The 24,082-nt window shown below is 40.4% G+C and carries 23 protein-coding genes and 1 riboswitch; of the genes, 18 read left to right on the plus strand and 5 right to left on the minus strand.

Annotation, left to right across the window (positions count from 1 at the left end; all coding sequences use genetic code 11):
* Positions 1 to 53 precede the first annotated feature (53 nt).
* From A3GE_RS0108515 to A3GE_RS0108545, 7 genes are all read left to right on the plus strand, one after another.
* Complete coding sequence (locus A3GE_RS0108515) at positions 54 to 563, plus strand: isoprenylcysteine carboxyl methyltransferase family protein (RefSeq protein WP_018356842.1); 510 nt, start codon at positions 54 to 56, stop codon at positions 561 to 563.
* 200 nt (positions 564 to 763) lie between these two features.
* A complete protein-coding gene (locus A3GE_RS0108520) occupies positions 764 to 1,840 on the plus strand; it encodes a CYTH domain-containing protein (RefSeq protein ID WP_018356843.1) in 1,077 nt (358 codons plus the stop codon).
* 54 nt (positions 1,841 to 1,894) lie between these two features.
* A complete protein-coding gene (gene radA, locus A3GE_RS0108525) occupies positions 1,895 to 3,271 on the plus strand; it encodes a DNA repair protein RadA (protein WP_018356844.1) in 1,377 nt (458 codons plus the stop codon).
* A gap of 78 nt (positions 3,272 to 3,349) precedes the next feature.
* Positions 3,350 to 3,829, plus strand: coding sequence for a leucine-responsive transcriptional regulator Lrp (lrp, locus tag A3GE_RS0108530; protein ID WP_018356845.1), 480 nt, complete (start codon positions 3,350 to 3,352; stop codon positions 3,827 to 3,829).
* Positions 3,830 to 3,831: 2 nt separating this feature from the next.
* Entirely contained in the window at positions 3,832 to 6,636 is a 2,805-nt protein-coding gene (locus A3GE_RS0108535; protein ID WP_018356846.1) for a DNA translocase FtsK, read from the plus strand.
* 24 nt (positions 6,637 to 6,660) lie between these two features.
* Complete coding sequence (lolA, locus tag A3GE_RS0108540; protein ID WP_018356847.1) at positions 6,661 to 7,374, plus strand: outer membrane lipoprotein periplasmic chaperone LolA; 714 nt, start codon at positions 6,661 to 6,663, stop codon at positions 7,372 to 7,374.
* A gap of 62 nt (positions 7,375 to 7,436) precedes the next feature.
* Positions 7,437 to 8,777, plus strand: a complete 1,341-nt coding sequence (locus A3GE_RS0108545; RefSeq protein ID WP_018356848.1) for a replication-associated recombination protein A — start codon at positions 7,437 to 7,439, stop codon at positions 8,775 to 8,777.
* A 28-nt stretch (positions 8,778 to 8,805) separates the two neighbouring features.
* Here the strand turns inward: A3GE_RS0108545 and A3GE_RS0108550 are convergent, their stop codons facing one another.
* The 3 genes from A3GE_RS0108550 to A3GE_RS0108560 all read right to left on the minus strand — a co-directional run bounded on the left by A3GE_RS0108550 (position 8,806) and on the right by A3GE_RS0108560 (position 13,619).
* A complete protein-coding gene (locus A3GE_RS0108550; protein WP_018356849.1) occupies positions 8,806 to 9,246 on the minus strand; it encodes a nuclear transport factor 2 family protein in 441 nt (146 codons plus the stop codon).
* Positions 9,247 to 9,620: 374 nt separating this feature from the next.
* Positions 9,621 to 11,381 (minus strand): ABC transporter ATP-binding protein/permease, encoded by a 1,761-nt coding sequence (locus tag A3GE_RS0108555; RefSeq protein WP_018356850.1) that lies wholly within the window; start codon positions 11,379 to 11,381, stop codon positions 9,621 to 9,623.
* A gap of 57 nt (positions 11,382 to 11,438) precedes the next feature.
* Positions 11,439 to 13,619, minus strand: a complete 2,181-nt coding sequence (locus A3GE_RS0108560) for a TonB-dependent receptor (RefSeq protein ID WP_018356851.1) — start codon at positions 13,617 to 13,619, stop codon at positions 11,439 to 11,441.
* Positions 13,620 to 13,782: 163 nt separating this feature from the next.
* Positions 13,783 to 13,874: riboswitch (TPP riboswitch) on the plus strand.
* Positions 13,875 to 13,952: 78 nt separating this feature from the next.
* On the opposite strand from A3GE_RS0108560, the gene A3GE_RS0108565 reads away from it, so the two are divergent.
* From A3GE_RS0108565 to thiE, 5 genes are all read left to right on the plus strand, one after another.
* Entirely contained in the window at positions 13,953 to 14,165 is a 213-nt protein-coding gene (locus tag A3GE_RS0108565; RefSeq protein WP_018356852.1) for a P-loop NTPase family protein, read from the plus strand.
* Between the two features lie 116 nt (positions 14,166 to 14,281).
* Entirely contained in the window at positions 14,282 to 14,929 is a 648-nt protein-coding gene (gene tenA, locus A3GE_RS0108570) for a thiaminase II (RefSeq protein WP_018356853.1), read from the plus strand.
* Between the two features lie 20 nt (positions 14,930 to 14,949).
* A complete protein-coding gene (thiM, locus tag A3GE_RS0108575) occupies positions 14,950 to 15,741 on the plus strand; it encodes a hydroxyethylthiazole kinase (RefSeq protein WP_018356854.1) in 792 nt (263 codons plus the stop codon).
* Positions 15,734 to 16,549: a bifunctional hydroxymethylpyrimidine kinase/phosphomethylpyrimidine kinase gene (thiD, locus tag A3GE_RS0108580; RefSeq protein ID WP_018356855.1), complete on the plus strand. Its 816-nt coding sequence runs from the start codon at positions 15,734 to 15,736 to the stop codon at positions 16,547 to 16,549. Before thiM ends, thiD begins: the two co-directional genes overlap by 8 nt.
* 13 nt (positions 16,550 to 16,562) lie before the next feature.
* Entirely contained in the window at positions 16,563 to 17,240 is a 678-nt protein-coding gene (gene thiE, locus A3GE_RS0108585) for a thiamine phosphate synthase (RefSeq protein ID WP_018356856.1), read from the plus strand.
* Between the two features lie 153 nt (positions 17,241 to 17,393).
* On the opposite strand, the gene A3GE_RS0108590 is transcribed toward thiE, so the two are convergent.
* Positions 17,394 to 18,788, minus strand: a complete 1,395-nt coding sequence (locus tag A3GE_RS0108590) for an MATE family efflux transporter (RefSeq protein WP_018356857.1) — start codon at positions 18,786 to 18,788, stop codon at positions 17,394 to 17,396.
* A gap of 40 nt (positions 18,789 to 18,828) precedes the next feature.
* Between A3GE_RS0108590 and A3GE_RS0108595 the strand changes: the two genes are divergently transcribed.
* Complete coding sequence (locus A3GE_RS0108595) at positions 18,829 to 19,440, plus strand: riboflavin synthase (protein ID WP_018356858.1); 612 nt, start codon at positions 18,829 to 18,831, stop codon at positions 19,438 to 19,440.
* A gap of 51 nt (positions 19,441 to 19,491) precedes the next feature.
* Here A3GE_RS0108595 and A3GE_RS0108600 read toward each other — a convergent pair whose 3' ends face one another.
* Positions 19,492 to 20,097 (minus strand): DedA family protein, encoded by a 606-nt coding sequence (locus tag A3GE_RS0108600; protein ID WP_018356859.1) that lies wholly within the window; start codon positions 20,095 to 20,097, stop codon positions 19,492 to 19,494.
* Between the two features lie 209 nt (positions 20,098 to 20,306).
* Here A3GE_RS0108600 and rplY point away from each other — a divergent pair, with 209 nt between their 5' ends.
* From rplY to A3GE_RS11295, 5 genes are all read left to right on the plus strand, one after another.
* Positions 20,307 to 20,594, plus strand: coding sequence for a 50S ribosomal protein L25 (gene rplY, locus A3GE_RS0108605; RefSeq protein ID WP_018356860.1), 288 nt, complete (start codon positions 20,307 to 20,309; stop codon positions 20,592 to 20,594).
* Between the two features lie 67 nt (positions 20,595 to 20,661).
* The gene (gene truA, locus A3GE_RS0108610; protein WP_026215451.1) at positions 20,662 to 21,456 is read left to right on the plus strand and encodes a tRNA pseudouridine(38-40) synthase TruA; all 795 of its coding nucleotides are present in this window, start codon (positions 20,662 to 20,664) and stop codon (positions 21,454 to 21,456) included.
* A gap of 84 nt (positions 21,457 to 21,540) precedes the next feature.
* A complete protein-coding gene (gene accD / locus A3GE_RS0108615; RefSeq protein WP_018356862.1) occupies positions 21,541 to 22,461 on the plus strand; it encodes an acetyl-CoA carboxylase, carboxyltransferase subunit beta in 921 nt (306 codons plus the stop codon).
* A gap of 1 nt (position 22,462) precedes the next feature.
* Entirely contained in the window at positions 22,463 to 23,767 is a 1,305-nt protein-coding gene (gene folC / locus A3GE_RS0108620) for a bifunctional tetrahydrofolate synthase/dihydrofolate synthase (protein WP_026215452.1), read from the plus strand.
* A 148-nt stretch (positions 23,768 to 23,915) separates the two neighbouring features.
* On the plus strand, positions 23,916 to 24,082 hold a 167-nt coding region (locus A3GE_RS11295; protein ID WP_033259695.1), incomplete at its 3' end, for an HTH domain-containing protein.

Raw genomic sequence — 24,082 nt, forward strand, 5'->3', positions numbered from 1 at the left:
GATGAATATTTTTATATAATTTGTTATGGTAATCCCTTTTTTAAGGAGAACTTATGCTACTCATTAATATTATTTTTGTTATCATTCTTAGCCTTCGTTTTTACACCTTATCCATTTCTATTCGTAATGAGAGGTCTTTAATTGCTAGGGGCGCTGTTCAATATGGTAAAACTAATTCAATGTTGTTATCTGTCGCTCATATTGCATTCTATGTTGCCGCAATCTGCGAGGCTAACTACCGTTTAATTGGGTTTGATTTTGTTTCACAAATAGGCTTGGCAATACTGGTTTTCGCAATAGCGATGTTATTTTATGTCATCTATGAGCTTAAAGAGATTTGGACAGTAAAAATCTATATTTTACCTAACCATAAAATCAATCGCTCTTTTTTATTCAGATACGTTCGTCACCCTAACTATTTTCTTAATATCATTCCGGAGCTAATTGGACTAAGCCTGTTTTGTCATGCTATCAATGTCGCAATAATTGGACTGCCAATTTATCTTGTTATTTTAGCCGTCCGAATTAAACAAGAAGAAAAAGCGATGGTACATTTGTTATAAATAGAAAATCTTCTCAGATGACTGTACTTTTTCACAAAGATGCCTATGGCTTAAAGGATAAAGACTATTTTTTGCCCCATTAAAATAATATATAGGGTAATTTTACGTTTGATGATATCAGTGTTCTTAACGTAAGTTGCACATAAAAGTCTTGGTTTTTTTGTATATTTAACCAGTTAAATTAATAAGGATTCATTCTCGTGAGCAATGAAATAGAACTCAAACTTGCTGTTTCACCGGAAACATTTCACTTACTTGAAAAGCACCTTCAACAATTTAACCCATTAGATCGTAAAAGCATTTGCTTAGGTAACACCTATTATGATTATCCTGATCATTTTCTCGCTAGGCAAAAAATGGGTTTGCGTATTCGTCAAGAAAATCAAGCGTTTACATTAACCCTAAAAACGAATGGGGAAGTAGTCGGCGGCTTGCATCATCGCCCTGAATATAATCTACTCTTAGATAAAAAAGAAGCACCAACAAACGAACAATTACGCACTTTATATCCTTTTGAGCAATTGCCGGTGACTCCGCTAAAACCGATTTTCTCCACGGATTTTAACCGCACTTTATGGCTGATAGCATTTCGTAATTCCAAAATTGAAGTGGCGTTTGATCAAGGGGAAGTTGTAAGTGGTGGGCGTTCACAACCTATTTGTGAAATTGAGTTTGAATTAAAAGAAGGGAAAGTCAGCGATCTTTTCTATTTCGTGGAAGAATTGCCCGTTTTGACCGATATTTATTTTAGTAGTGCGAGCAAGGCGAAGCGTGGCTATCAACTTAGTAGCCCCGTAGTTTTAACGGATTGGCTGAATAAATGGCGTGATTTCTTGAGCAAAGATAGAGAAGAAAGTGCGGTGGATTTTAACGCGAAATTTCATCAAATTTTAAAAATGGAGCAGGAATTAGTAGAAGAAACCCTTTCTTTGCCAAGTTCATTTTTTCATCACGATTTTATGAAAACTGTGGAGCGGGTAGGGGCATTTTTCAATTTGTACCATTATTATGATGAAAACAAGATGTTGTTTGAACGGGTGTTGGAACAAAAAAGCGGAAACCCGATCATAGAGGATGATGTGTTGCCACAATTACTCGAAAGTAATCAAACCTTCCTTAACGAAATTCAGGCGTTGATTCGTTTCCACAGTGAAACCAAGGATAATAAAAAAACTATTGAAAAATTGACCGCACTTTTTACTACACGTTTGTATTTTGAACGAATGATTAAATTAATGCGTTTAGCGGTATCGGGCGAATCAAGTGTATATCATTAAAGTATCGTTTTGATATTACGTGTTTGAGACAGTCTTATTTTATGGAGAAATAGCATGGCGAAAGCCCCTAAAACGGCTTATGTGTGTAATGATTGTGGTGCGGAATTTTCCCGTTGGCAAGGGCAATGTTCCGCTTGTAAAGCTTGGAATACGATTAGTGAAGTGCGGTTGATTTCTACGGTAAAAAGCAAAAATGATCGTTTCAGCGGTTATGCCGGTGAAACACAAGCAAAAATTCAGACCTTATCGGAAATCAGTTTGCAAGAAACTCCTCGCTTTACCAGTGGATTTAAAGAGCTTGATCGCGTATTAGGCGGAGGAATTGTACCGGGCAGTGCAATTTTGATTGGGGGGCATCCCGGTGCAGGAAAAAGTACGTTATTGTTGCAAGTGATGTGTGGTTTGGCACAAAAAATGACCGCACTTTATGTGACGGGCGAGGAATCCCTACAACAGGTTGCTATGCGGGCTAATCGTTTAGGTTTACCGAATGATCAGCTCAATATGCTTTCTGAAACTTCGGTAGAGCAGATTTGTAATTTGGCAGATCAGCTCAAACCGCAAATTATCGTGATTGATTCCATTCAAGTGATGCATTTGGCGGATATTCAATCTTCCCCGGGGAGTGTTGCCCAAGTGAGGGAATGTGCTTCTTTCCTCACCCGTTATGCGAAAACCCGTCAAGTGGCGATTATTATGGTGGGGCATGTTACTAAGGATGGTACTCTTGCCGGACCTAAAGTATTAGAACATGCGATTGACTGTTCCTTGCTTTTAGAGGGGGAAGCGGATTCCCGTTATCGTACCCTACGTAGCCATAAAAACCGTTTTGGTGCGGTGAATGAATTGGGTGTATTTGGTATGACGGAACAAGGTTTACGCGAGGTGAAAAATCCTTCCGCAATCTTTTTGAGCCGTGGCGATGAGCAAACACCGGGGAGCTCAGTGATGGTTTTATGGGAGGGAACCCGCCCGCTATTAGTAGAAATTCAAGCCTTGGTGGATCATTCAATGTTGGCAAACCCGCGCCGTGTTGCCGTAGGTTTGGAACAGAATCGTTTAGCATTATTACTTGCCGTATTGCATCGCCACGGTGGGTTACAAATGGCGGATCAGGATGTGTTTGTTAATGTTGTGGGGGGCGTGAAAGTCACGGAAACCAGTGCAGATCTTGCCTTGTTGTTGGCGTTAATTTCCAGTTTTCGTAATCGTCCCTTGCCACAAGATTTGGTGATCTTTGGGGAGGTGGGACTTGCCGGTGAAATTCGTCCTGTACCGAGTGGGCAAGAACGTATTAGTGAAGCGGCAAAACACGGATTTAAACGTGCCATTGTACCCTTCGGTAATAAACCGAAAAGTGCGGTCGAAAATATGCAGGTTTTTACAGTGAAAAAATTAGCAGACGCATTAGATGTACTGGATAATTTTTAGAAATTCATTGTCATACTGAAAACTTCGGTAAAATTCGCTAAAATATGCCCGTGTAAGTAAAAAAGGACGGCGAATAAAATGGAAAAAAAATTACATAAAGCGTTGGACGCGATTGATATTAAAATCCTTAATGAACTACAACGTAACGGAAAAATTTCGAATATTGATCTTTCCAAAAAAGTCGGATTATCACCTACGCCTTGTTTAGAGAGGGTAAAACGTTTGGAAAAGCAGGGCGTGATTATGGGCTACCGTGCTTTGCTTAATCCTGAGTTACTTGATGCGCCGCTTTTAGTCATTGTTGAAATTACCCTTATACGAGGGAAACCCGATGTATTTGAAGAATTTAATGAGGCGATTCAAGCCCTTGATGAAATTCAAGAATGTCATTTAGTTTCGGGTGATTTTGATTATTTGTTAAAAACGCGAGTAGCAGATATGGCGGCTTACCGTAAATTGCTTGGTACAACCTTACTTCGTTTACCCGGCGTGAATGACACTCGCACTTATGTGGTGATGGAAGAAGTCAAACAAACCAATTATCTTGTTTTAAAATAAAAATGATTAAACGAATTACTGAACGATTTACACCGAAACAATATCTCGGTGAATTAATTTTAGGCTTGACCGCACTTTTGGGGCTATACCTGATTGTTGCGTGGTCGAGTTACACACCTTTAGATAATTCTTGGTCAACGGCCAGCTTTCAAAGAGAAACGATTAATAAAGCCGGCGCTTTAGGGGCATGGATCATAGATGCTTTCTTTGTTTTCTTGGGCTACATGGGGCATTTACTGCCCTTTCTGATTTTTCTTGTTCCTATTTTTTTATTAAAAACAAAAGCAGTTCGTTCTTTATCTCTTACTAAAATTGTCTTGCGTAGTTTTGGCTTTATTACGTTATTAATCGGCTTAACTATCATGGCAACTTTACTACTTTCTAACACGAATTACTATTTATCCGGTGGCGTATTGGGCGGTAGTGTGGTGATTTCACTTTATCCGACTTTAGGAAAATTTGGTTGTATTCTTGCAGGTTTGGGGCTAGCTATTATTGGTTTCATTTTCTGTTCGGGGGCTTCATTAATTCGCTTGATTATGCGTTTTTATAATTGGCTCACGATGAAAAATGATATTCAGCAAGATGTAGAGCAATCGACTGAATCCGTTGAAGAATTGGAACAAATTGTGATTCGGAAGCCATCAAATTTAGAAAAAGAAGAAAATAAATTAGTGGAAAAGTCAGAGGAAGATAAAAACGAATCTTTCAAGGTAAGTGAAGAAAGTCCGGATAATCCATTAGTTCAACCTGAAACGCTGATCAATATCAGTGGTTTATCGCCATCACTGAAGCTCCCTTCTGATGCCCAACAAACAACATCTGAATTTAACGAGAATTTTGATACGTTCAAAACAGAAACCTTAGATGAGTTACCTAAAGTAAGTATTGGTACTTATGGTGAAACCTCACCGCACACAACCGTTCCAATTTGGGAAAGTGCAAACCAACAAAGCCATCTTAAAGAAGAGCAAAGTGCGGTTGATTTTTCCATTGTTTCAGGATTAAACGAACCAACAATACCAACAGTGAGCCTTGCATTGCAAAATTCATCGCAAAAAACGACCGCACTTTCTGAAGAGATGAATGATGAAATGGATGATTTGGCACGTCAATTTGCCGAACAAGAGCAACAACGTCTTGCTGAAATGGAGATACGAGCCAAAGCTTTAAATGCGGAAGAGGCGTTAAAAGTTATTTTGACCGAACCACAAACAGCGACTCAAGAAATGAAAGAGAAAGAGGCTACACCGATTTATAAACCTTATGGTGATTCGTTGATTCATCCGGCATTTCAGCAACCGACAACAAAACGTGAGAAACCGAGTACGCCATTACCGAGTTTGGCGTTATTGGAATATCGCCCGACCCAAGCGCAGGATATTACCCGAGAGGAAATTCATGATACCTCACAACGTATTGAACAGCAACTTCGTAATTTTAATGTTAAAGCGACAGTAAAAGATGTACTTGTGGGGCCGGTGGTGACTCGTTATGAACTGGAATTACAACCCGGAGTAAAAGCCTCGAAAGTAACCAATATTGATTCGGATTTGGCACGTGCTTTGATGTTTCGTTCTATTCGTGTGGCGGAAGTGATTCCGGGTAAACCTTATATCGGTATTGAAACGCCAAATGCCCGCCGTCAAATTGTGCCGTTGCGTGATGTGTTAGACAGTAATGAATTTCGTGATTCTAAAGCGCTTTTACCTATGGCATTGGGGAAAGATATTAGTGGTAAACCTGTTGTGGTGGATTTGGCAAAAATGCCGCATTTATTGGTAGCGGGTTCAACGGGTTCCGGTAAATCTGTTGGTGTGAATACTATGATTCTTAGTTTGCTTTTCCGTGTCCAGCCGGAAGAAGTGAAATTTATTATGATCGACCCGAAAGTCGTGGAGCTTTCCGTCTATAACGATATTCCACATTTGCTCACACCTGTTGTCACCGATATGAAAAAAGCGGCGAATGCGTTACGTTGGTGTGTGGATGAGATGGAGCGCCGTTATCAGCTACTTTCCGCCCTTCGTGTACGGAATATTGAAGGTTTTAACGAAAAAATTGATGAATATGAGGGAATGGGGATGCCGATCCCGAATCCGATTTGGAAACCGGGTGATACCATGGATCAAATGCCGCCGGCATTGCAAAAATTAAGCTATATTGTGGTGATTGTGGATGAATTTGCTGATCTCATGATGGTGGCAGGGAAACAAATCGAAGAATTTATTGCCCGCCTTGCTCAAAAAGCACGCGCGATTGGGATTCATTTGATCTTGGCAACCCAACGACCATCCGTTGACGTAATTACCGGTCTTATCAAAGCGAATGTACCAAGTCGTATCGCCTTTACGGTGGCTAGTAAAATTGACTCTCGTACGATTTTGGATCAAGGTGGTGCCGAAGCATTATTAGGGCGTGGTGATATGCTTTATTCAGGGCAAGGATCGTCCGATCTGATTCGTGTACATGGCGCATTTATGAGTGATGATGAAGTGGTGCGTATTGCCGATGATTGGCGTGCCCGTGGAAAACCGGATTATATTGATGGTATTTTGGACAGTACGGATGAGGAAGAAAATACAGAAAAATCGGCGGGAAGCAGCGGAGAATTGGATCCATTGTTTGATGAGGTTATGGAATTTGTATTAACCACCGGGACGACTTCCGTTTCAGCCCTTCAACGGAAATTTAGCGTAGGCTTTAACCGTGCTGCCAGAATTATGGATCAAATGGAAGAACAAGGTGTTGTAAGTGCCATGCAAAATGGTAAACGTGAAATTCTTGCACGTCGTCCGGATTATTAATTTCTCTTTAAAAAGGAAAGTAAAATGAAAAAAACATCGTTAAAATTATTCACAAACTCGCTCGCTCGTTTGTTCACCTATCACGAGGCCGTTGGCAAAGCCAACGTTCAAAAAACAACGTTTTTTGTGACCGCACTTGGTTTGGCTGGATTGGGGTTAATTGGATTTTCCAATACGGCGTTTGCCGATGCCGCAAGCGAGTTACAATCACGTTTAAGCCAAGTGAATGTATTAAGTGCCGAGTTTTCCCAAACGGTGACTTCCGCCGGTGGGAAAAATGTGCAACAAGGTAGTGGAAAAATCCAAATTAAACGCCCGAATTTATTTAGAATGGATACCAAATCGCCCCAAGAAACACAGATTATTGCAGACGGCAAAACCCTTTGGTATTACGATCCTTTTGTACAACAAGTCACGGCACAATGGGTGAAAGATGCTGTAAATAACACGCCTTTTGTGTTGCTGACCAGTGATGATAAAAGTCATTGGAACCAATATTCGGTGTCACAACAGGCAGATACTTTTGTGTTAAAGCCTAAATCGACGAAAAGTAATATTAAACAATTTGATATTCGTGTGGATGCCAGTGGTGTGTTGAGAAATTTCAGCACTACGGAAAAAGACGGGCAAACCAACCTTTATGTATTACGTAATATTACTAATCAAAGTTTGCCGAATAACTTGTTCCAATTTAATCCTCCAAAAGGTGTTGAGTTGGACGATCAACGTAAAAAATAAGGTTTGGGGCGTAATTGACTACGCCCTCAATTTTTATTTCAAATGCTTTAATGGAAAAAATAATGGCGAATCTTGATTTTGATTTTTCGGAAAATGATTTTCGTCCCCTTGCCGCCAGAATGCGCCCGACCAATCTCGATCAATATTTTGGTCAATCACATCTTATCGGTGAAGGTAAACCGCTACGCAAAGCGATTCAAGCGGGTCATATTCATTCTATGATTTTTTGGGGCCCACCCGGCACCGGCAAAACCACATTAGCAGAAATTATCGCTCATCAAATTAATGCGGATGTCGAACGTATTTCAGCGGTTACCGGTGGAATAAAAGAAATTCGTGACGCCATTGATCGTGCCAAACAAAATCGTCTTGCCGCCCGAAAAACCGTTTTATTTGTGGATGAGGTTCATCGTTTCAATAAAAGTCAGCAGGATGCCTTTCTCCCCCATATTGAAGACGGCACTATTATTTTTATCGGTGCGACAACAGAGAATCCTTCTTTTGAACTCAATAACGCCTTGCTTTCCCGTGCAAGGGTATATGTGTTGAAATCTTTAACTATATCTGAAATAGAATCTGTGCTTCGACAAGCGTTACAAGATCCGGTGCGTGGATTGGCAAAAGAGCGGTTAATTTTAGAAGAGAATTTATTACAAGCTCTCGCCGAATATGCCAATGGTGATGCCCGTCTCGCCTTGAATTGTCTTGAATTGATGGTGGATATGGCAGATGAAACGGAAAACGGCAAAAAAATTGACCGCACTTTACTTAAAACCGCACTGGGCGAGCGTCAAGCCCGTTTTGATAAGCAGGGCGATCGTTTTTATGATCTGATTTCTGCCTTGCATAAATCCGTTAGAGGCTCAGCCCCGGATGCTGCATTATATTGGTATGCTCGAATTTTAACGGCAGGGGGCGATCCTCTTTATGTGGCAAGACGGCTGTTAGCCATTGCCTCGGAAGATATTGGAAATGCCGATCCCCGTGCAATGCAAGTGGCACTGGCGGCTTGGGATTGTTTTACCCGTGTGGGGGCTTATGAAGGGGAGCGAGCCATTGCACAAGCCATTATTTATCTTGCGGTAGCGCCAAAAAGTAATGCGGTTTATACCGCGTTCAATACGGCGAAACAGCAAGCTAAAAGCTTGCCTGATTATGACGTGCCACCTCATTTACGCAATGCACCGACTAATCTGATGAAAGATCTCGGGTTTGGGGAGGAATATCGTTATGTCCATGATGAACTCAATGCTTATGCAGCCGGTGAAAACTATTTCCCTGAAGAACTCAAGGATGTGCAGTATTATTTCCCAACAAATAGGGGAATGGAAATTCAAATTAAAGAAAAACTGGAACGATTGCGTGAACAAGATAAAAGTGCGGTGAAAAAACGCTACAAATAGAAAATGCGTGAATTTCCACGCATTTTTCCTAGAACATACTCCGTCCACTTTCTGTTTTTTCAGGGACAGCTTGAATCACATCCCAATGCTCCACAATTTTGCCTGCTTTATCAAAACGGAAGATATCCACAACCGCTTCACCACGATCTTCATCATTTAACTGGCTATGCACGTGCAGAGCAACCAAATCGCCGTCAGCCAATACACGTTTTACAGTCGCTTTTGATTTTGGATGGGCTTTTAAAAAGGGTGCAAAAGCGTCAATAAAGGCTTGCTTACCGTCTGCTACGGTTGGATTGTGCTGTAAATATTCCTTGCCGATATATTTATCACTGGCTTCTTGTAGTTTATGTTGGTTAAACACCATTTCATAGAAATCAAGTGCGGCTGCTTTGTTCTGTTGTGGTGTTGAGGCAAATAACGTGGTTGAAAAGGCGAAAAGTGCGGTCGTTAAAATGGCTTTTTTCATAAAAATTCCTTTATATTCTATTAGAAAGGCTAGGAATTATAATGAAACCATATCTTAAAACTAGTCTGCTGTTTGGAAATGGACTTTTTCTTATTATGAAATAATAAAAGACCGGAAATGGAGTGAAAGGGAGGAGGGGATTCGTCAAAAGATTACGGGGTTGGCTGATTAATTCATATTGAGTGCTTTTTAATTTTTTTATACGCATAAGTGCGGTTAATTTTGCTTATGTTTTAAAACACCTTCAATTTTAACCGCACTTTTTCGGTATTATGTGGCAAATGAACAAAATGGGAATTTAACCGAAATGTAGTGTTTCCTCGTTGATAAACAAAAACAGGGTTGTGTAACTGCTCATTACACCGCTCTTTTCGCTACACAATACAGACTTCCAATTTTAGTTGCTTATTGTGAAATTGTTGGAGTGTATTGCGATGTCCGATACTGAGGATAATCATATTCGGTAAGCGTTCCTTAATGATTTTATACAGTTGATATTCGGTTTCTTCATCAAGGGCGGAAGTGGTTTCATCCAAGAAAACTACGTCCGGTTTTGTGAGCAGAATGCGAATGAAGGCTACACGTTGTAATTCACCGGGGGATAAAATCGCTTGCCAATCGTTTTCTACATCAAGCGCATTGATATATTTTTCTAAGCAACAATCAGTCATCGTTGAAATCAGAGCGGGGTGATGAGGATTGATATTCGGATAGCAAATGGCTTCACGTAACGAACCTTGAGGTATATAAGGCCGTTGTGGTAAGAATAGACTTCCCATACAAGGATGTTCCGCAATACCAATGGTTTCAAAAGGATAGATCCCTGCAATGGCTTTGAGCAGGGTTGTTTTACCCGTGCCTGATGCCCCTTGAATAAGCAACGCATCGCCATTTTTGAGGGTGATATTAATATTATTGAGTAAAATACGCCCTTGTTCATCTTTTATACCAAAATCTTTCAGCGCCACATGATTTGAACATCGGTAGGGTTGGCTGATTTCGGTGTGATCCAATTCATCCAGTTTTGTGATAAACCCATACAAACGATTAAGGCGTGCTTGGTAGAGGGTGAATTCTTCATAAAATAATCGGAAGAAAGAGAGTGCAGTCATCAGTCGATTAAAGGCTTGGACCGTTTGGTGCATATCGCCCAGTTTGATTTGTCCGGTAAAAAAGCGTGGAGCTTGTAACATCAAAGGTAATAATTTGGCAAAACGGGTAACACCGTTATTAAATCCATCCAAACCAAGCATTTTTAATACAATCGCCCAACGGTTCTGAATAATTTGAGAAAATTTATTTTTGAGTAAAATTTGCTCTTTCGGTTCGCCATGATAAAAAGCAATGCTTTCCGCATTATCACGCACACGAATTAAGGAATAACGATAATCGCCGTTGAGTTTTTCTTTATTAAAATTGAGTTTTATCAGTGGATAGCCAATCCAAACGGACATCAGCGTGGCAAAAATAATAAAGGCATAAATAAAGAACACCACACCTTTTTCAATATTCAAACCAAAGACATTTAACATACCTGAAAGCGACCAAAGAATAATCGTGAATTCAATGGTGGTCAGAACTGAATTAATCATTCCACGAACAATCTGTACGGTGCAGGTAATAAATTCCCGAGCATCTTGTTCAATACGCTGATCGATATTATCGGGAAGCTCCCGTTCATATTTGAGGCGGTAATAGTTTTTATTTTTCAGCCAGCCTTTGATTAAAATCCCATTAAGACTTTCTAACCAACGAATTTCAAAAACTTGGCGTAGAAAATAATCAATAATGGTATGTAACACTTGCATAAGCACTAAAATTGCGTTGAGTTTCGCAAAGAACCAAAATTTATCTGCATTCAATTCTTGCATTGAGCTATATAAACCATTGTAAAAAAAAGAATTAAGTACACTAAAGCGCACTTCAAGCAAAATCATCAGGAAAAGTAACAGCAGTATGGCGATTAGCTTAAGTCGATTTTTCTTTGTGATAGAGGGGGACGTAATTCGCCAAAATTTCTTGCCTAAAGCTGTTTGCTTGAGTGCCAGCATAGTGAGAGTAAAACAGATCACCACCCAGAAAAGTGCGGTCAAAATCCAGCTTAAACTATTATTGAGTTCGGTTTGCCAGTTCATAAATTTCCATAAACGAAAAAAGGGCGAAATGGTTTCGCCCTGATAATATGCAGTAAATTAGAATGAATATTCTACATTAGCCCAATAAGTACGTGGCATACCTAGCACGGCGAAACTACGATCATATAACCCTCGTTGCACTTGCCAATAGTATTTATTAAAGGCATTTTCAATACCCGCTCGCAAGGTTACATTTTGTTTTTCCCCGACTTTCACTATATATTTTGCACCAAAATCTACGGTTGTATAGGAAGGTAAACGGTAGTTTGCGGCAGCATCCTGATAAGACTTGCCATAGTATTGAATAGCACTATTTAGTGTTAAATTTTTAATGAAAGGGGTATCCCATTCAATTGCAGCTTTTGCAATCCAGCGAGGACTCGTAACCTGAATTCCGTTGACAATTTTGTCTGCATAAGTCGGAAAATTAATGAGTTTTGCTTGGTTATAGGTGAAACCAAATGATGGTCGCAAAGTGCCTTCAAGTAGGTTTGCGTAAGCATTGAACTCAATACCGCGGTTGCGTTCTTTACCTTGTTCTTTCCCGGACATAGCTTCCAATGCCGAATTTTTTTGACCACGTACAATGCCGGGACGACGAATTTCATAAATGCTTAATGTTGTGGTTAGCAATTCGCTCCAATTTTTTCTAACCCCTAATTCAAGTTGGCGGCTCACACGAGGACTATTCATTTCTCCGGTATCCGGATCGGCTTTGCCCGGCTCAAGATCTTCCAAGTAGTTACCGTAAATGACTAAATTTGGATTTGGCACATAGGCTAATGCGATCATTGGGCTGAAACGATCGGATTTAAGTTCTGTTCCCGTCGTTTTATCTAATTGTTTAATCCATTGGAAACGTCCACCAATTGTTAAACGAACAGTATTATCAAAAATGCTCATGGTGTCGGAAACAGCCAAGCTACGAGCGGTAAGTTTATTATTCGTTCCTTGGGTATTTGCCGTAAGATCGAAATTATTTGGTGACAATGCACTAAAATTAGGTTGATAGATTGACCCACCTGAAATTCTACCGTTTGTGCGACTGCTTTGATGATGATCTCGTTCACGCATAACATTATCAAATGCCAAATTCCAAGAATGTAATAATGGACCGGTTTCTAATTCACCTTGTAATTTCAAGTTACTGCTCGTTGTACGAGAGAGAAAATCAATTCCACGGATACCTGTGATATCAAAATCACCGTTAGATTGAATTCGAGTAATTTGACCAAAAGCACCCGAATATTGGGATTCCATATAACCGATTCCACCGGATAGCATCATATTGTAAGGGAGGTCATATTCAAAAGTTCCCATGATAGTTTGGTCTTCGGTGGTTTGACCGATCCAGTGAGGATTTAAGTTCGTTTTACCATTAGGAGCGCTTGGTAGGCGATAAGTTAAGTTTTGTATGTCTTGTAAACGTGCACGTCCACCATGGGTTGCCCGTTTGTTATACATATAATCTATGCCAATGCGTAATTTATCACCGCGATAATCTGCCCCAATGGCAAATTCTTTATTACGTTCATCATAATCTCTACGTGGGGTATCGCCATCACGATATTTTCCATTTACTCGTACACCCCATTCGTTATTCGCACCAAATCGGCGACCGAAATCAAAAGTTTCTTGTAAACGATTGTTACTATACCAAGCAAAACCTAATTTATTGATTGCATCATCAGTTGCTCGCTTGGTTTCGATATTCATTGAAGCTCCGGCAGAACCCTCAGGATCCATTCCTGTTGTTGCAGTAGAAGCTCCTTTAATTAATTGGGCAGAGGAAACAGCGGCAGTGGGTGAATTATAGGTTGAGTATAAACCGGCTAATCCATTCACACTAACCTGACGCATATCAAGTTGTAAATTTCTTATATATAAACCGGAAAGCGTATTTGTCTCACCACCAAAATTCATTACTGAAGGATCGATTTTAGAAATAGCATCAACGACATTGCGCGGTGATTTATCTTCAAATGCTTTTTCATCGTAATTAACCACTGAGATAGGTGCGGTAAATGCAGTTTGGTGACCAAGTAGGCTAAGGTTGACAATTTCTTTTTGTTTTTCTCCGGCAGCTTTGGCTTTTTCTAACTCGGTAATGACATTCACTTGATCTAATACTATTTCAGAATCTATGCCCGCATCAGTTTGCAGCTCGGTTTTTGCCAACGCCGAAACCGATATTCCGGTGAATAGTACGGAGTAAAGAATGCTGTGTTTAAACATCATCGTTGCTTTCCTTAAAATTAATGAAATAAAAAAGAATCGCAAGTATAACTGAAAATAATTAATTCTCTCAATAGGAATAATTTGTATTTGCTATAAATAAAATATGGTGAAAAACAACCGCACTTTTGCTTGTTTTTTCTTCAAGAGCAGTATAGACTCTTACAAAATTTAGTCGGGGTGCCACAATGTGGCTGAGATAATACCCGTGAACCTGAAACAGTTAGCACTGACGTAGGAAACTAATATGCCAAAATATCCTTTCATTTCTTATTTTATTTTCTATTTTTTATTCTCGTCTGCTCAAGTCTCCGGTTGATTCCTGAGAGGTGGGTGATGCTACATATCCAGAATTTAAGTCTTAATTTCGGTGATCAGGCACTATTTGAGTCGCTTCATTTGTCCCTTTTTCAAAAAGAGCGGGTAAGTCTATTCGCTTCATCGGACGTGGGTAAACCGACATTGTTATGCTTGATCGCAGGCATGGATTATCAAGGCTCGGTTCAAGGGCAAATCAATATTGAAGCCAATATATTCATACTGGCTTAATAACAAACTTATTTTAGTGGTAAATAAAGACCAATTAGACCCTGCAAAATATTTAGATTTTTGACCGCTCTTTAGTAGGTGACAGCCTATTTCATTAATAATAAGGAGGAGACAAGATGATTACTCAACTGATTGAAAATGCACAACCTTATTGGCAAAACTATATTGAACATCAATTTGTGCAGCAACTGGCTCAAGGTACGTTACCTAAATGCGCTTTCCAACATTATTTAAAACAAGATTATCGCTATCTTTTCCATTATAGCCGTGCTTTTGCATTGGCTATTTTTAAAGCAAAAAACTTTGCGGAAATGGCTGTACCACGCAAAACGTTGGATATTCTTAACCAAGAAATTCAATTACATCTCAATTATTGCAAGCAGTGGGGGATAAGCGAACAAGAGATGATAAATACACAAGAAAGCGCTGCTTGTGTGGCTTACACCCGCTATTTATTAGATGTTGGAATGGTAGGAGGATTAGCTGAACTTTATGCCGCCACTACGCCTTGCACGGTTGGTTATGCCCAAGCTGCTCGCTACATCACAACGCATTATCCACGCTTGGCGAATAATCCTTATCAGTCTTGGATCGAAACTTATGCAAGTGCTGAGTTTCAACAAACCGCAACAGAAACGGCGGATTTTTTAACCGCACTTTGTCAATCACTAAACTCAAATCAACTTGCCCATATTCAGAACATTTTTACCACCGCAACGCGTATGGAAATTAATTTCTGGCAAATGGGCTTAGATTTATCTTAACCACACAAAGGAGACCACAGATGAAATCTATTTATCTTTCAAAAATTCGTGAGCAAAATCCACTCATACATAATATTACCAACATTGTTGCGGCTAATTTTAATGCCAATGGATTATTGGCATTAGGGGCTTCACCTATGATGTCGGCGAGCGAAGAGGAAATGGTCGAAATGCCCAATTTAAGCCAAGCCCTCGTGATCAATATCGGTACGTTAATTGGCAAAGAGCAAAAAGCTATGTTGCTGGCGGGGAAAACGGCAAATGCGAAGGGAATTCCTGTTGTGCTTGATCCTGTGGGGGTGGGGGCAACAAGTTATCGCCGAGAGACTGTTCGTCAGCTCTTGTCTGAAATAAAATTTGCGCTCATTCGTGGTAATGCCGGAGAGTTGGCAACAATTGCAGGCGAAACGTGGCAAGCAAAAGGCGTGGATGCGGGGCAAGGTAATGTGGATTTGAAAGCCGTTGCTCAACGTGTTGCCAAACAGTACGGCTGTGTTGTTTTGATTAGCGGTGAAGTGGATGTGATCAGCGATGGTTCACAAACCGCAACCGTGCGTAACGGCACACCGTTGTTCCCTAAAGTGACGGCATCGGGCTGTTTACTCAGTGCAGTTTGTGGCGCTTTTTTAGCCGTAGATTCGGGCGAACATTTTGCAGCAACCCTAGAAGCCTGTGTGGCTTATACCGTTGCGGGTGAACTTGCGGCTCAAACTCTGACGACTCAAGTCGGTCAATTTCAAATACGTTTATTAGATGAACTGGCGGCACTTAGCCCGGAAACGATAGCACAAAAGGGGCGTATCAATGAATAACGTCCCTCAAGTGCTAACGATTGCAGGCTCGGATAGTGGCGGTGGTGCGGGTATTCAGGCAGATCTGAAAACTTTCCAAATGCAAAGGGTGTTTGGTACTTCTGTGGTGACTGCGGTAACCGCTCAAAATACACAAGGGGTATTTGATATTCATACTATTCCTCTAAAGATGATTCGTTCACAACTGCAAGCAATCAAAGACGATTTCAACATTGCAAGCGCGAAAATTGGTATGTTGGGGACGACAGAGATAATTGAATGTGTGGCGGAATGCCTTAAGGAGCGTCCATTTGGCAACGTGGTGCTTGATCCTGTGATGTTTGCCAAAGGCGGTGCAGCGCTATTACAGCCACAGGCAGTTTCAGCACTTATTGATCATTTACTCCCATTGGCTGATGTCATTACGCCTAACCTGCCTGAAACAGAAGCCTTAACGGGTGTGGCGATTTACGATGAAATTAGCATTCAAAAAGCGGCAAAATCCCTACAAAAGCAAGGGGTGAGTAATGTGATTATTAAAGGCGGGCATTCACCTAATTCGCAGAGTGAACAGTGTCAAGATTGGGTTTTCCTTGCCGATGGGCGTGATTTTGTATTAGAACGTCCACGTTTTCATACACCACATACGCACGGTACAGGTTGCACCTTTTCCGCTTGTTTAACTGCAGAATTAGCGAAGGGAGAAACATTACAAAGTGCGGTTGAAATTGCCAAAGATTTTATTACAGCAGCGATTAGCCACCCGCTCAATATCGGTCATGGACATGGACCGACAAATCATTGGGCTTATCGTGATTTTATGTACTAAGGGGAATGATGAAATGCAAAAAATTCGAGAAATTCTACCGCTTTACTTTGTTGCAGGAACGCAGGACTGTCGGCATTTAGGGGAAAATAGCGAACAAAATTTACTTTCGGTGTTAAAACAGGCGTTAGACGGCGGTATTACCTGCTTTCAATTTCGGGATAAAGGTAAATTTTCTGAACATTCTCCCTCGGCGCAAAAAGCGTTAGCCATTGCTTGTCGGGATATGTGCCGTGAATACCGCGTGCCGTTTATCATCAATGATAATGTGGATTTAGCCTTTGAGCTTGAGGCGGACGGTGTCCACGTTGGGCAAACGGATATGGCGGTAGAGGTTATTCGGGCAAAAGCGAATAAAGAGATGATTGTAGGTTGGTCGGTTAATTTATTGGAAGAAGCCAAAATCGGGGAAGCGATGGCGGAAATTGATTATTTTGGCATTGGGCCGATTTTCCCCACGTATTCAAAGGAAAATCCCAAACCGACACGCGGTATGGTGTTTGTTCAACACTTGCGACAGTCGGGCATAACGAAACCGCTTGTTGCGATTGGTGGTGTGAAGCGGGAACATGTTCGCACTTTGCGGGAATTTGGTGCAGATGGTGTGGCGGTGATTTCAGCAATCTGCCGGGCAGAAAATGTGAGGGAAATGACTCGTGTGTTGAGGAGCGTGAGCCAAGAGTTTAATAGCTAAAATTTGCCCTCTCCATTTATGGAGAGGGCGTGAGGTCATAGAATGGGGAAATATAAAAAACTTAATGAAAAGTAACCGCTCTTTGTTGCCTAAGTTTTTGATATTTTCATTAATAAACTGAAAGAGGAAATTTTAGATGGAAGTAGAATTTCCTTATTTCAGTTTTTCTAATCGAGCCATCAACACATCATTATTCAAACTTTGTATTTTTCTCATTCGATAGAATAATAACACTGCGGCGAAGGTCAGAGAAACGACAAAGGCAATCCAGAAACCTTGAGCGCCAATGTTTGGAATAAGTAAATCGGTTCGTGCGAGCGTATAGCCTAACGGTACACCAATTACCCAATAAGCAAAAAGGGTAATATAGAGGATAACTTTTGTATCTTTGTAGCCGCGTAACACGCCACTCACAACTACTTGAATGGTATCGGAAAATTGGTAAATAGCAGCAAGTAAGAGTAAACCGGTTGCCATACTAATGACAATTTCATCTGTCACAAAAATGGAGGCAATTTCATAGCGGAAAAAGATCGTGATAAATGCGGTGATGGCAGTGATTGTTAAGCCGAGTATTAAGGCTGCATAGGCGATATTTTTGGCTTTTTCAGGCGAGGCTGAGCCTAATGCTTGCCCCACAAGGATTGTGGTTGCCATGCCGATTGACATCGGAAACATAAAAATAAAAGAACTGGTATTTAAGGCAATTTGATGGCTTGCCACAATGGTTGCACCAAGCGGAGAAAGTAATAGGGCTGTGAGTGCAAAAAGTGCTACTTCGCAGCAAAGTGCGATAGCAATGGGTAAACCAAGTTGTAAGAGTTTTTTTAATGTTGCAACATTTGGTTTTTCAATAAGTTGACTGAATACTTTTAACTGACGTTCTTGACGATTAAAGTAAGAATAGGCAATCATCATTAAACACATCGACCAGTTCACAATCGCCGTTGCCACACCACACCCCACGGCTCCTAGCGCGGGTATGCCGAGCTTACCGTAAATAAAAATATAGTTGAGTGGAATGTTAAGCATTAGCCCTAGAAAGGTAATCACCATTGCCGGCTTGGTTTTTGCAATGCCGTCATTTAAGCAACGGAAATTGACGAGCAATAAATACGCCGGTAATCCCCAAAGCATCGCATGTAAATAATCTCGGGCAATTTGCGCCATATGTGACTCCATTTGCATAAATTGCAAGACAAAATCACTGTAATAAATACACAATCCAAGAGGAATACTGCTTGAAAGGGCAATCCAAATACCTTGTCGAACTTGATGTGCGATGCGATGGCGTTGTCCGGAACCATTTAGATAGGAAATGGTTGGGGGTAAGGCGAGTAATAAACCATGCCCGAATAGAACTAATGGCAACCAAATGGACGCACCGACAGAAATGGCTGCCATATCCGTAGAACTTACTCGTCCGGCCATAATGGTATCTACAAGTCCCATTGAATTTTGAGCGACTTGCGCCAGCAAAACAGGGATAGCAATTTTAATTAATTTCTTAATATCAAGGTGATACTTGGATAAAAGACGAAAATTCATAAATTTGATATACTACGCAAAATTTGATTGAGGAAAATTTATGTTTACAGGAATTGTACAGGGCATTGCCCCGATTCATTCAATTATAGAAAAGACACATTTTAGAACACAGGTCGTAAAATTACCACCTGAAATGAGAAAAGGGTTAGAAATAGGTGCATCTGTGGCGAATAATGGGGTGTGTTTGACGGTGACTGAAATTCATGATGATTTAGTCAGTTTTGATTTAATGCAGGAAACTTTACGAATTACTAATCTGGGCGAATTAAAGGTTGGTGATTTTGTTAATATTGAACGAGCCATGCAAATGGGGGCTGAAATTGGTGGGCATATTTTATCCGGTCATGTGTATTGTACCGCGGTGATTTCTGACATTATTGCGTCAGAGAATAACCGTCAAATTTGGTTTGAATTACCGAATATGGAAATCATGAAATATATTTTAACCAAAGGCTTTGTTGCGGTAGATGGTATTAGCCTGACGATCGGTGAAGTGAAAGACAATCAATTTTGCGTGAATTTGATCCCTGAAACATTACAAAGAACCTTGATGGGACAACGTAAAACAGGTGATGTGGTAAATATTGAAATTGATCCGCAAACGCAAGCGATCGTGGATACTGTAGAACGTTATTTAGCGGCTCGTTCTTAAAAGAGAAGTGCGGTCAAAAATTTCACTGTTTTTGACCGCACTTTTATTAAATTAATTTTTCTGTTTTTTCGATTTTTTCCATTTCCAAAATAAGAATAGGGCAATGGCAGCAACCAATATGTAAATAACCATTTGGCCTTTCTGAATTTGCTCGTGCAGCCAATCCAGATTTCTCGCTCCAAATTCGCCAAGATAAACCCAAATTGGTACGGAAATAATAGCGGCACAAAAATCGATTAAGAGAAAGCGGGTATAACTCACACGGCGTGTAATGCCTGAAACCATATAAATTGGTGCTCGTAACCCCGGTAAAAAACGGGCAACAAATAATACACGGTTGCCATATCGAACGAATTTTTCACGTACCATTTTTAGACGTTGTAAGGTAATGATTTTACGCATTGGGCGAAAACGTAAAATTTTTGTACCGTAAACACGACCGAGCCAGTACATACAGGAATCGCCTGCGAGTACGCCGACCATACTGACGAATAACATGAGATGGGAATTAACGCTTTCAGGATAAAGTCCGGCAATCACGCCTCCTGAAACAAGGGTAATATCTTCAGGAATGGGTACACCAAAGCCACAGATTATCAAGACAAAAAATACAGCCCAATAGCCGTAGTCAGTGAAAAAATTAATAAGAAATTCCATTTGTTCCCGTAGTTTAGATTTTCATAAGTTTCAAAAAATTAGCGGTTATTCTAATCGTTTCATACTGAGTTTTCTAGAAAAAGTTTGCGTTGATAAGTTGAATATTCTATAATCTGCGCCCTCAAAGTAAGGCTTTGAGTCAATTTAGGAAAATTGCTGGGTCGCCTGCAATTTTTTATTTTTTAATCTTATTTGAAGAGAATATAACAATGGCATTTAAATTTAACGCTGAAGTTCGTATAGCGCAAGGTAAGGGTGCGAGCCGCCGCCTGCGTCATAACGGTCAAATTCCTGCAATCGTCTATGGTGGCAGCGAAGCACCAGTTTCAATCATCTTAAATCACGATGAATTAAACAACGCACAGATTCACGATTCTTTCTACTCTGATGTTATTACACTTGTAATTGATGGCAAAGAAGTGGCTGTAAAAGTGCAAGCAATGCAACGTCACCCATTCAAACCAAAATTGGTTCACATTGACTTCAAACGTGCATAATTTTTAATTTTGATGAAAAACACCAAAGACGATTCTTTGGTGTTTTTTTATGGAAAGCGAGGTAGAAATGAAAATTGCCTTAGGAATTGAATATAACGGACAACATTATTTCGGTTGGCAACGACAAGAAAAATTGAGAACAGTGCAGGAAGAATTGGAAAAAGCCCTGTCTTTTGTAGCAAACGAAAAAATTGATGTATTTTGTGCGGGAAGAACCGATTCCGGTGTGCATGGCACAGGGCAAGTTGTGCATTTTGAAACAAATGTGGTTCGTCCTGAAAAAGCGTGGGTATTTGGTACAAATGCTAATTTGCCTGATGATATTGCAGTGAAGTGGGCAAAAAACGTTGATGATGAATTTCATTCCCGTTTTTCTGCCAGTGCACGTCGTTATCGTTACCTTCTATATTGTAATAAATTACGATCCGCCATTTTGCCGGCAGGGATTACCCACTGTCATTTGGAATTAGATGCTGAAAAAATGCATCAGGCAGGACAATTTTTATTGGGTGAACATGATTTTTCTTCCTTCCGTGCAGCGCAATGCCAATCAAATACACCGTGGCGAAATATTCATCATCTGAATGTTACGCAAAAAGGTGAATATATTATTGTAGATATTCAAGCTAATGCTTTTGTTCATCATATGGTGAGAAACATCGTTGGGAGTTTAATTGAAGTGGGAGCAGGGAATCAGCCAATTGAATGGCTTAAATGGTTACTTGAACAGCGGGATCGCAAACTTGCCGCACCGACGGCAAAACCGGACGGGCTTTATTTAGTGAATGTAATTTATCCTGAAAAATTTGCCATCCCTCAGAATAAATTGGGACCGCTTTTCCTTGAAGATAAGCTGATTTAATTTGATGATCTTGTCTGACTAGCAAGGCTCGCCGAATTATGGTTTAATACGCTGAATTTTCTAGTGGATAAATAGGTAAAAATAATGAGCTGGATTGACCGGATTTTTAGTAAAAGCCCTTCTTCTTCAACACGCAAATCTAATGTGCCGGAAGGGGTTTGGACAAAATGTACCTCTTGCGAGCAGGTACTCTATAGTGAAGAATTAAAACGTAACCTTTATGTATGCCCTAAGTGTGATCATCATATGCGTATTGATGCGCGTGAACGCCTTGTCCGTTTATTAGATGAAGACTCAACCCAAGAAATAGCGGCGGATTTAGAGCCAAAGGATATTTTAAAATTTAAAGATTTAAAGAAATATAAAGATCGTATTACGTCGGCACAAAAAGAAACCGGTGAAAAAGATGCGCTCGTTGCTATGACTGGTACACTTTATAATATGCCGATTGTGGTAGCTGCTTCAAACTTTGCTTTTATGGGTGGCTCAATGGGATCCGTTGTCGGCGCTAAATTTGTAAAAGCGGCTGAAAAAGCCATTGAATTAAATTGTCCGTTTGTGTGTTTTTCTGCCAGTGGTGGGGCACGTATGCAAGAGGCATTATTTTCATTAATGCAAATGGCAAAAACCAGTGCCGTGCTTGCCAAAATGCGTGAGAAAGGTGTGCCGTTTATATCTGTTTTAACCGATCCTACTTTAGGCGGTGTGTCAGCGAGTTTTGCAATGTTAGGTGATTTAAACATTGCTGAACCGAAAGCATTAATCGGTTTTGCCGGTCCTCGAGTGATCGAACAAACCGTTCGTGAAAAATTACCGGAAGGCTTTCAACGTAGCGAATTTTTATTAGAAAAAGGGGCGATTGATATGATTGTCAAACGTGGTGATATGCGCCATACATTGGCAAGCGTGTTAAGTAAATTAACAAATCAACCATCACCGTTTACCGAACCCGAGTTAATTGAAGATGACATTGAAGTAAATGAAGAGCATCATGAAGAAAAATAATATGAATTTAAAAGCCACTTCGCCACTCGCTGAGTGGCTTTCTTATTTAGAAAATAGCCATTTTAAAGCCATCGATCTTGGTTTGGAACGAATTAAATCTGTGGCGGAAAAGATGGATCTTTTACACCCTGCGCCTTACGTGATCACTGTCGGCGGAACGAATGGCAAAGGAACGACCTGCCGTTTATTAGAAACGATTTTGCTCCGGTATGGTTTGCGTGTAGGCGTATATTCCTCACCCCATTTATTACGTTATAACGAACGTGTACGTATTCAAAATCAGGATTTACCGGATGAAGCCCATACGGCATCCTTTGCCTTTATCGAAGAAAATAAAACGGAATCTTTAACTTATTTTGAGTTCAGCACTCTTTCTGCCTTGCATTTGTTTAAACAAAATCATCTTGATGTCGTGATTTTAGAAGTCGGTTTAGGTGGGCGTTTAGACGCCACCAATATTGTGGACAGCAATTTGGCAGTTATCACAAGTATTGATATTGATCATACGGATTTTCTGGGTGATACAAGGGAAGCTATCGCCTTTGAAAAAGCCGGTATTTTCCGTCAAAACTGTCCGGTTGTGATTGGAGAGCCCAATGTACCGAATGCAATGTTGGAACAAGCTGCCCGTTTAGATTGTTGGATATCACGCCGTGATGTAGATTGGTCATTTCAAGTTAATTCAAAAAATTGGCAATGGCAGGGTCAAAAAGTGCGGTTAGAAAATTTACCGTTTTGCCAAATTCCATTAATGAATGCAGCCACTGCATTAGCAGTGGTTGAACAGCTGCCCTTTGACATTCAAGAAAGCACCCTCCATCAAGCATTACAAAATGTAGAATTAGTCGGGCGTTTTCAAACTATTCAAGGGGATAAACGTGAAAAGTTAGCAAATTTATTTAATCAAAAAGTGGATGATTTACCAACGGTGATTGTTGATGTGGGGCATAATCCCCATGCCGCGGCATATTTAAGTGAAAAATTGACCGCACTTAAGGCACAAAAGAAAGGGAAATTAATTGCTGTGTGCGGAATGTTAAAAGATAAAGATGCCCAAGGGGTTTTTACACATCTTGTTCCCCTTATCGATGAATGGCATTGTGTGACTTTAGGCGGTTATCGAGGGCAAACGGGGGAAGAATTACATACGAAACTTACTGCATTTTTCCCTAATGTTAAAGCCACATCACTAAACTCCGTGATGGATGGTTTACAGATTGCATTAAAAAGTGCGGTTAAAAATGACATTGTTTTAGTGTTTGGATCATTTCATACGGTGGCAGAGTTTTGGCAGGAAATAGAATGATATGCCATCAACTTTTAACCACGAAGATGATACTTGTGTGTTAATGATCATGCAAAAATGCGCCAGGCTGATGCAGTAAGATCATCGAAAAGTGATCCACTGCATCTTTTGATAAACTCCTTGTTATTTAAACAGGGAATAACCTGGTATGCTTTGCATGGAAACCATCTTAAAAATACGTCGCCTTTATCATAAAGAGGGGCTTTCTCAGCGTAAAATCGCTGAAAAACTTCGACTCAGCCGTCGTACCGTCAAAAAATATCTCAATATGATTGAGATTCCCAACTATCAACGTCAACACACCGATTCACCTAA

Origin of the sequence: Rodentibacter pneumotropicus DSM 21403 (assembly GCF_000379905.1) — a bacterium.
GTDB classification, from domain to species: domain Bacteria; phylum Pseudomonadota; class Gammaproteobacteria; order Enterobacterales; family Pasteurellaceae; genus Rodentibacter; species Rodentibacter pneumotropicus.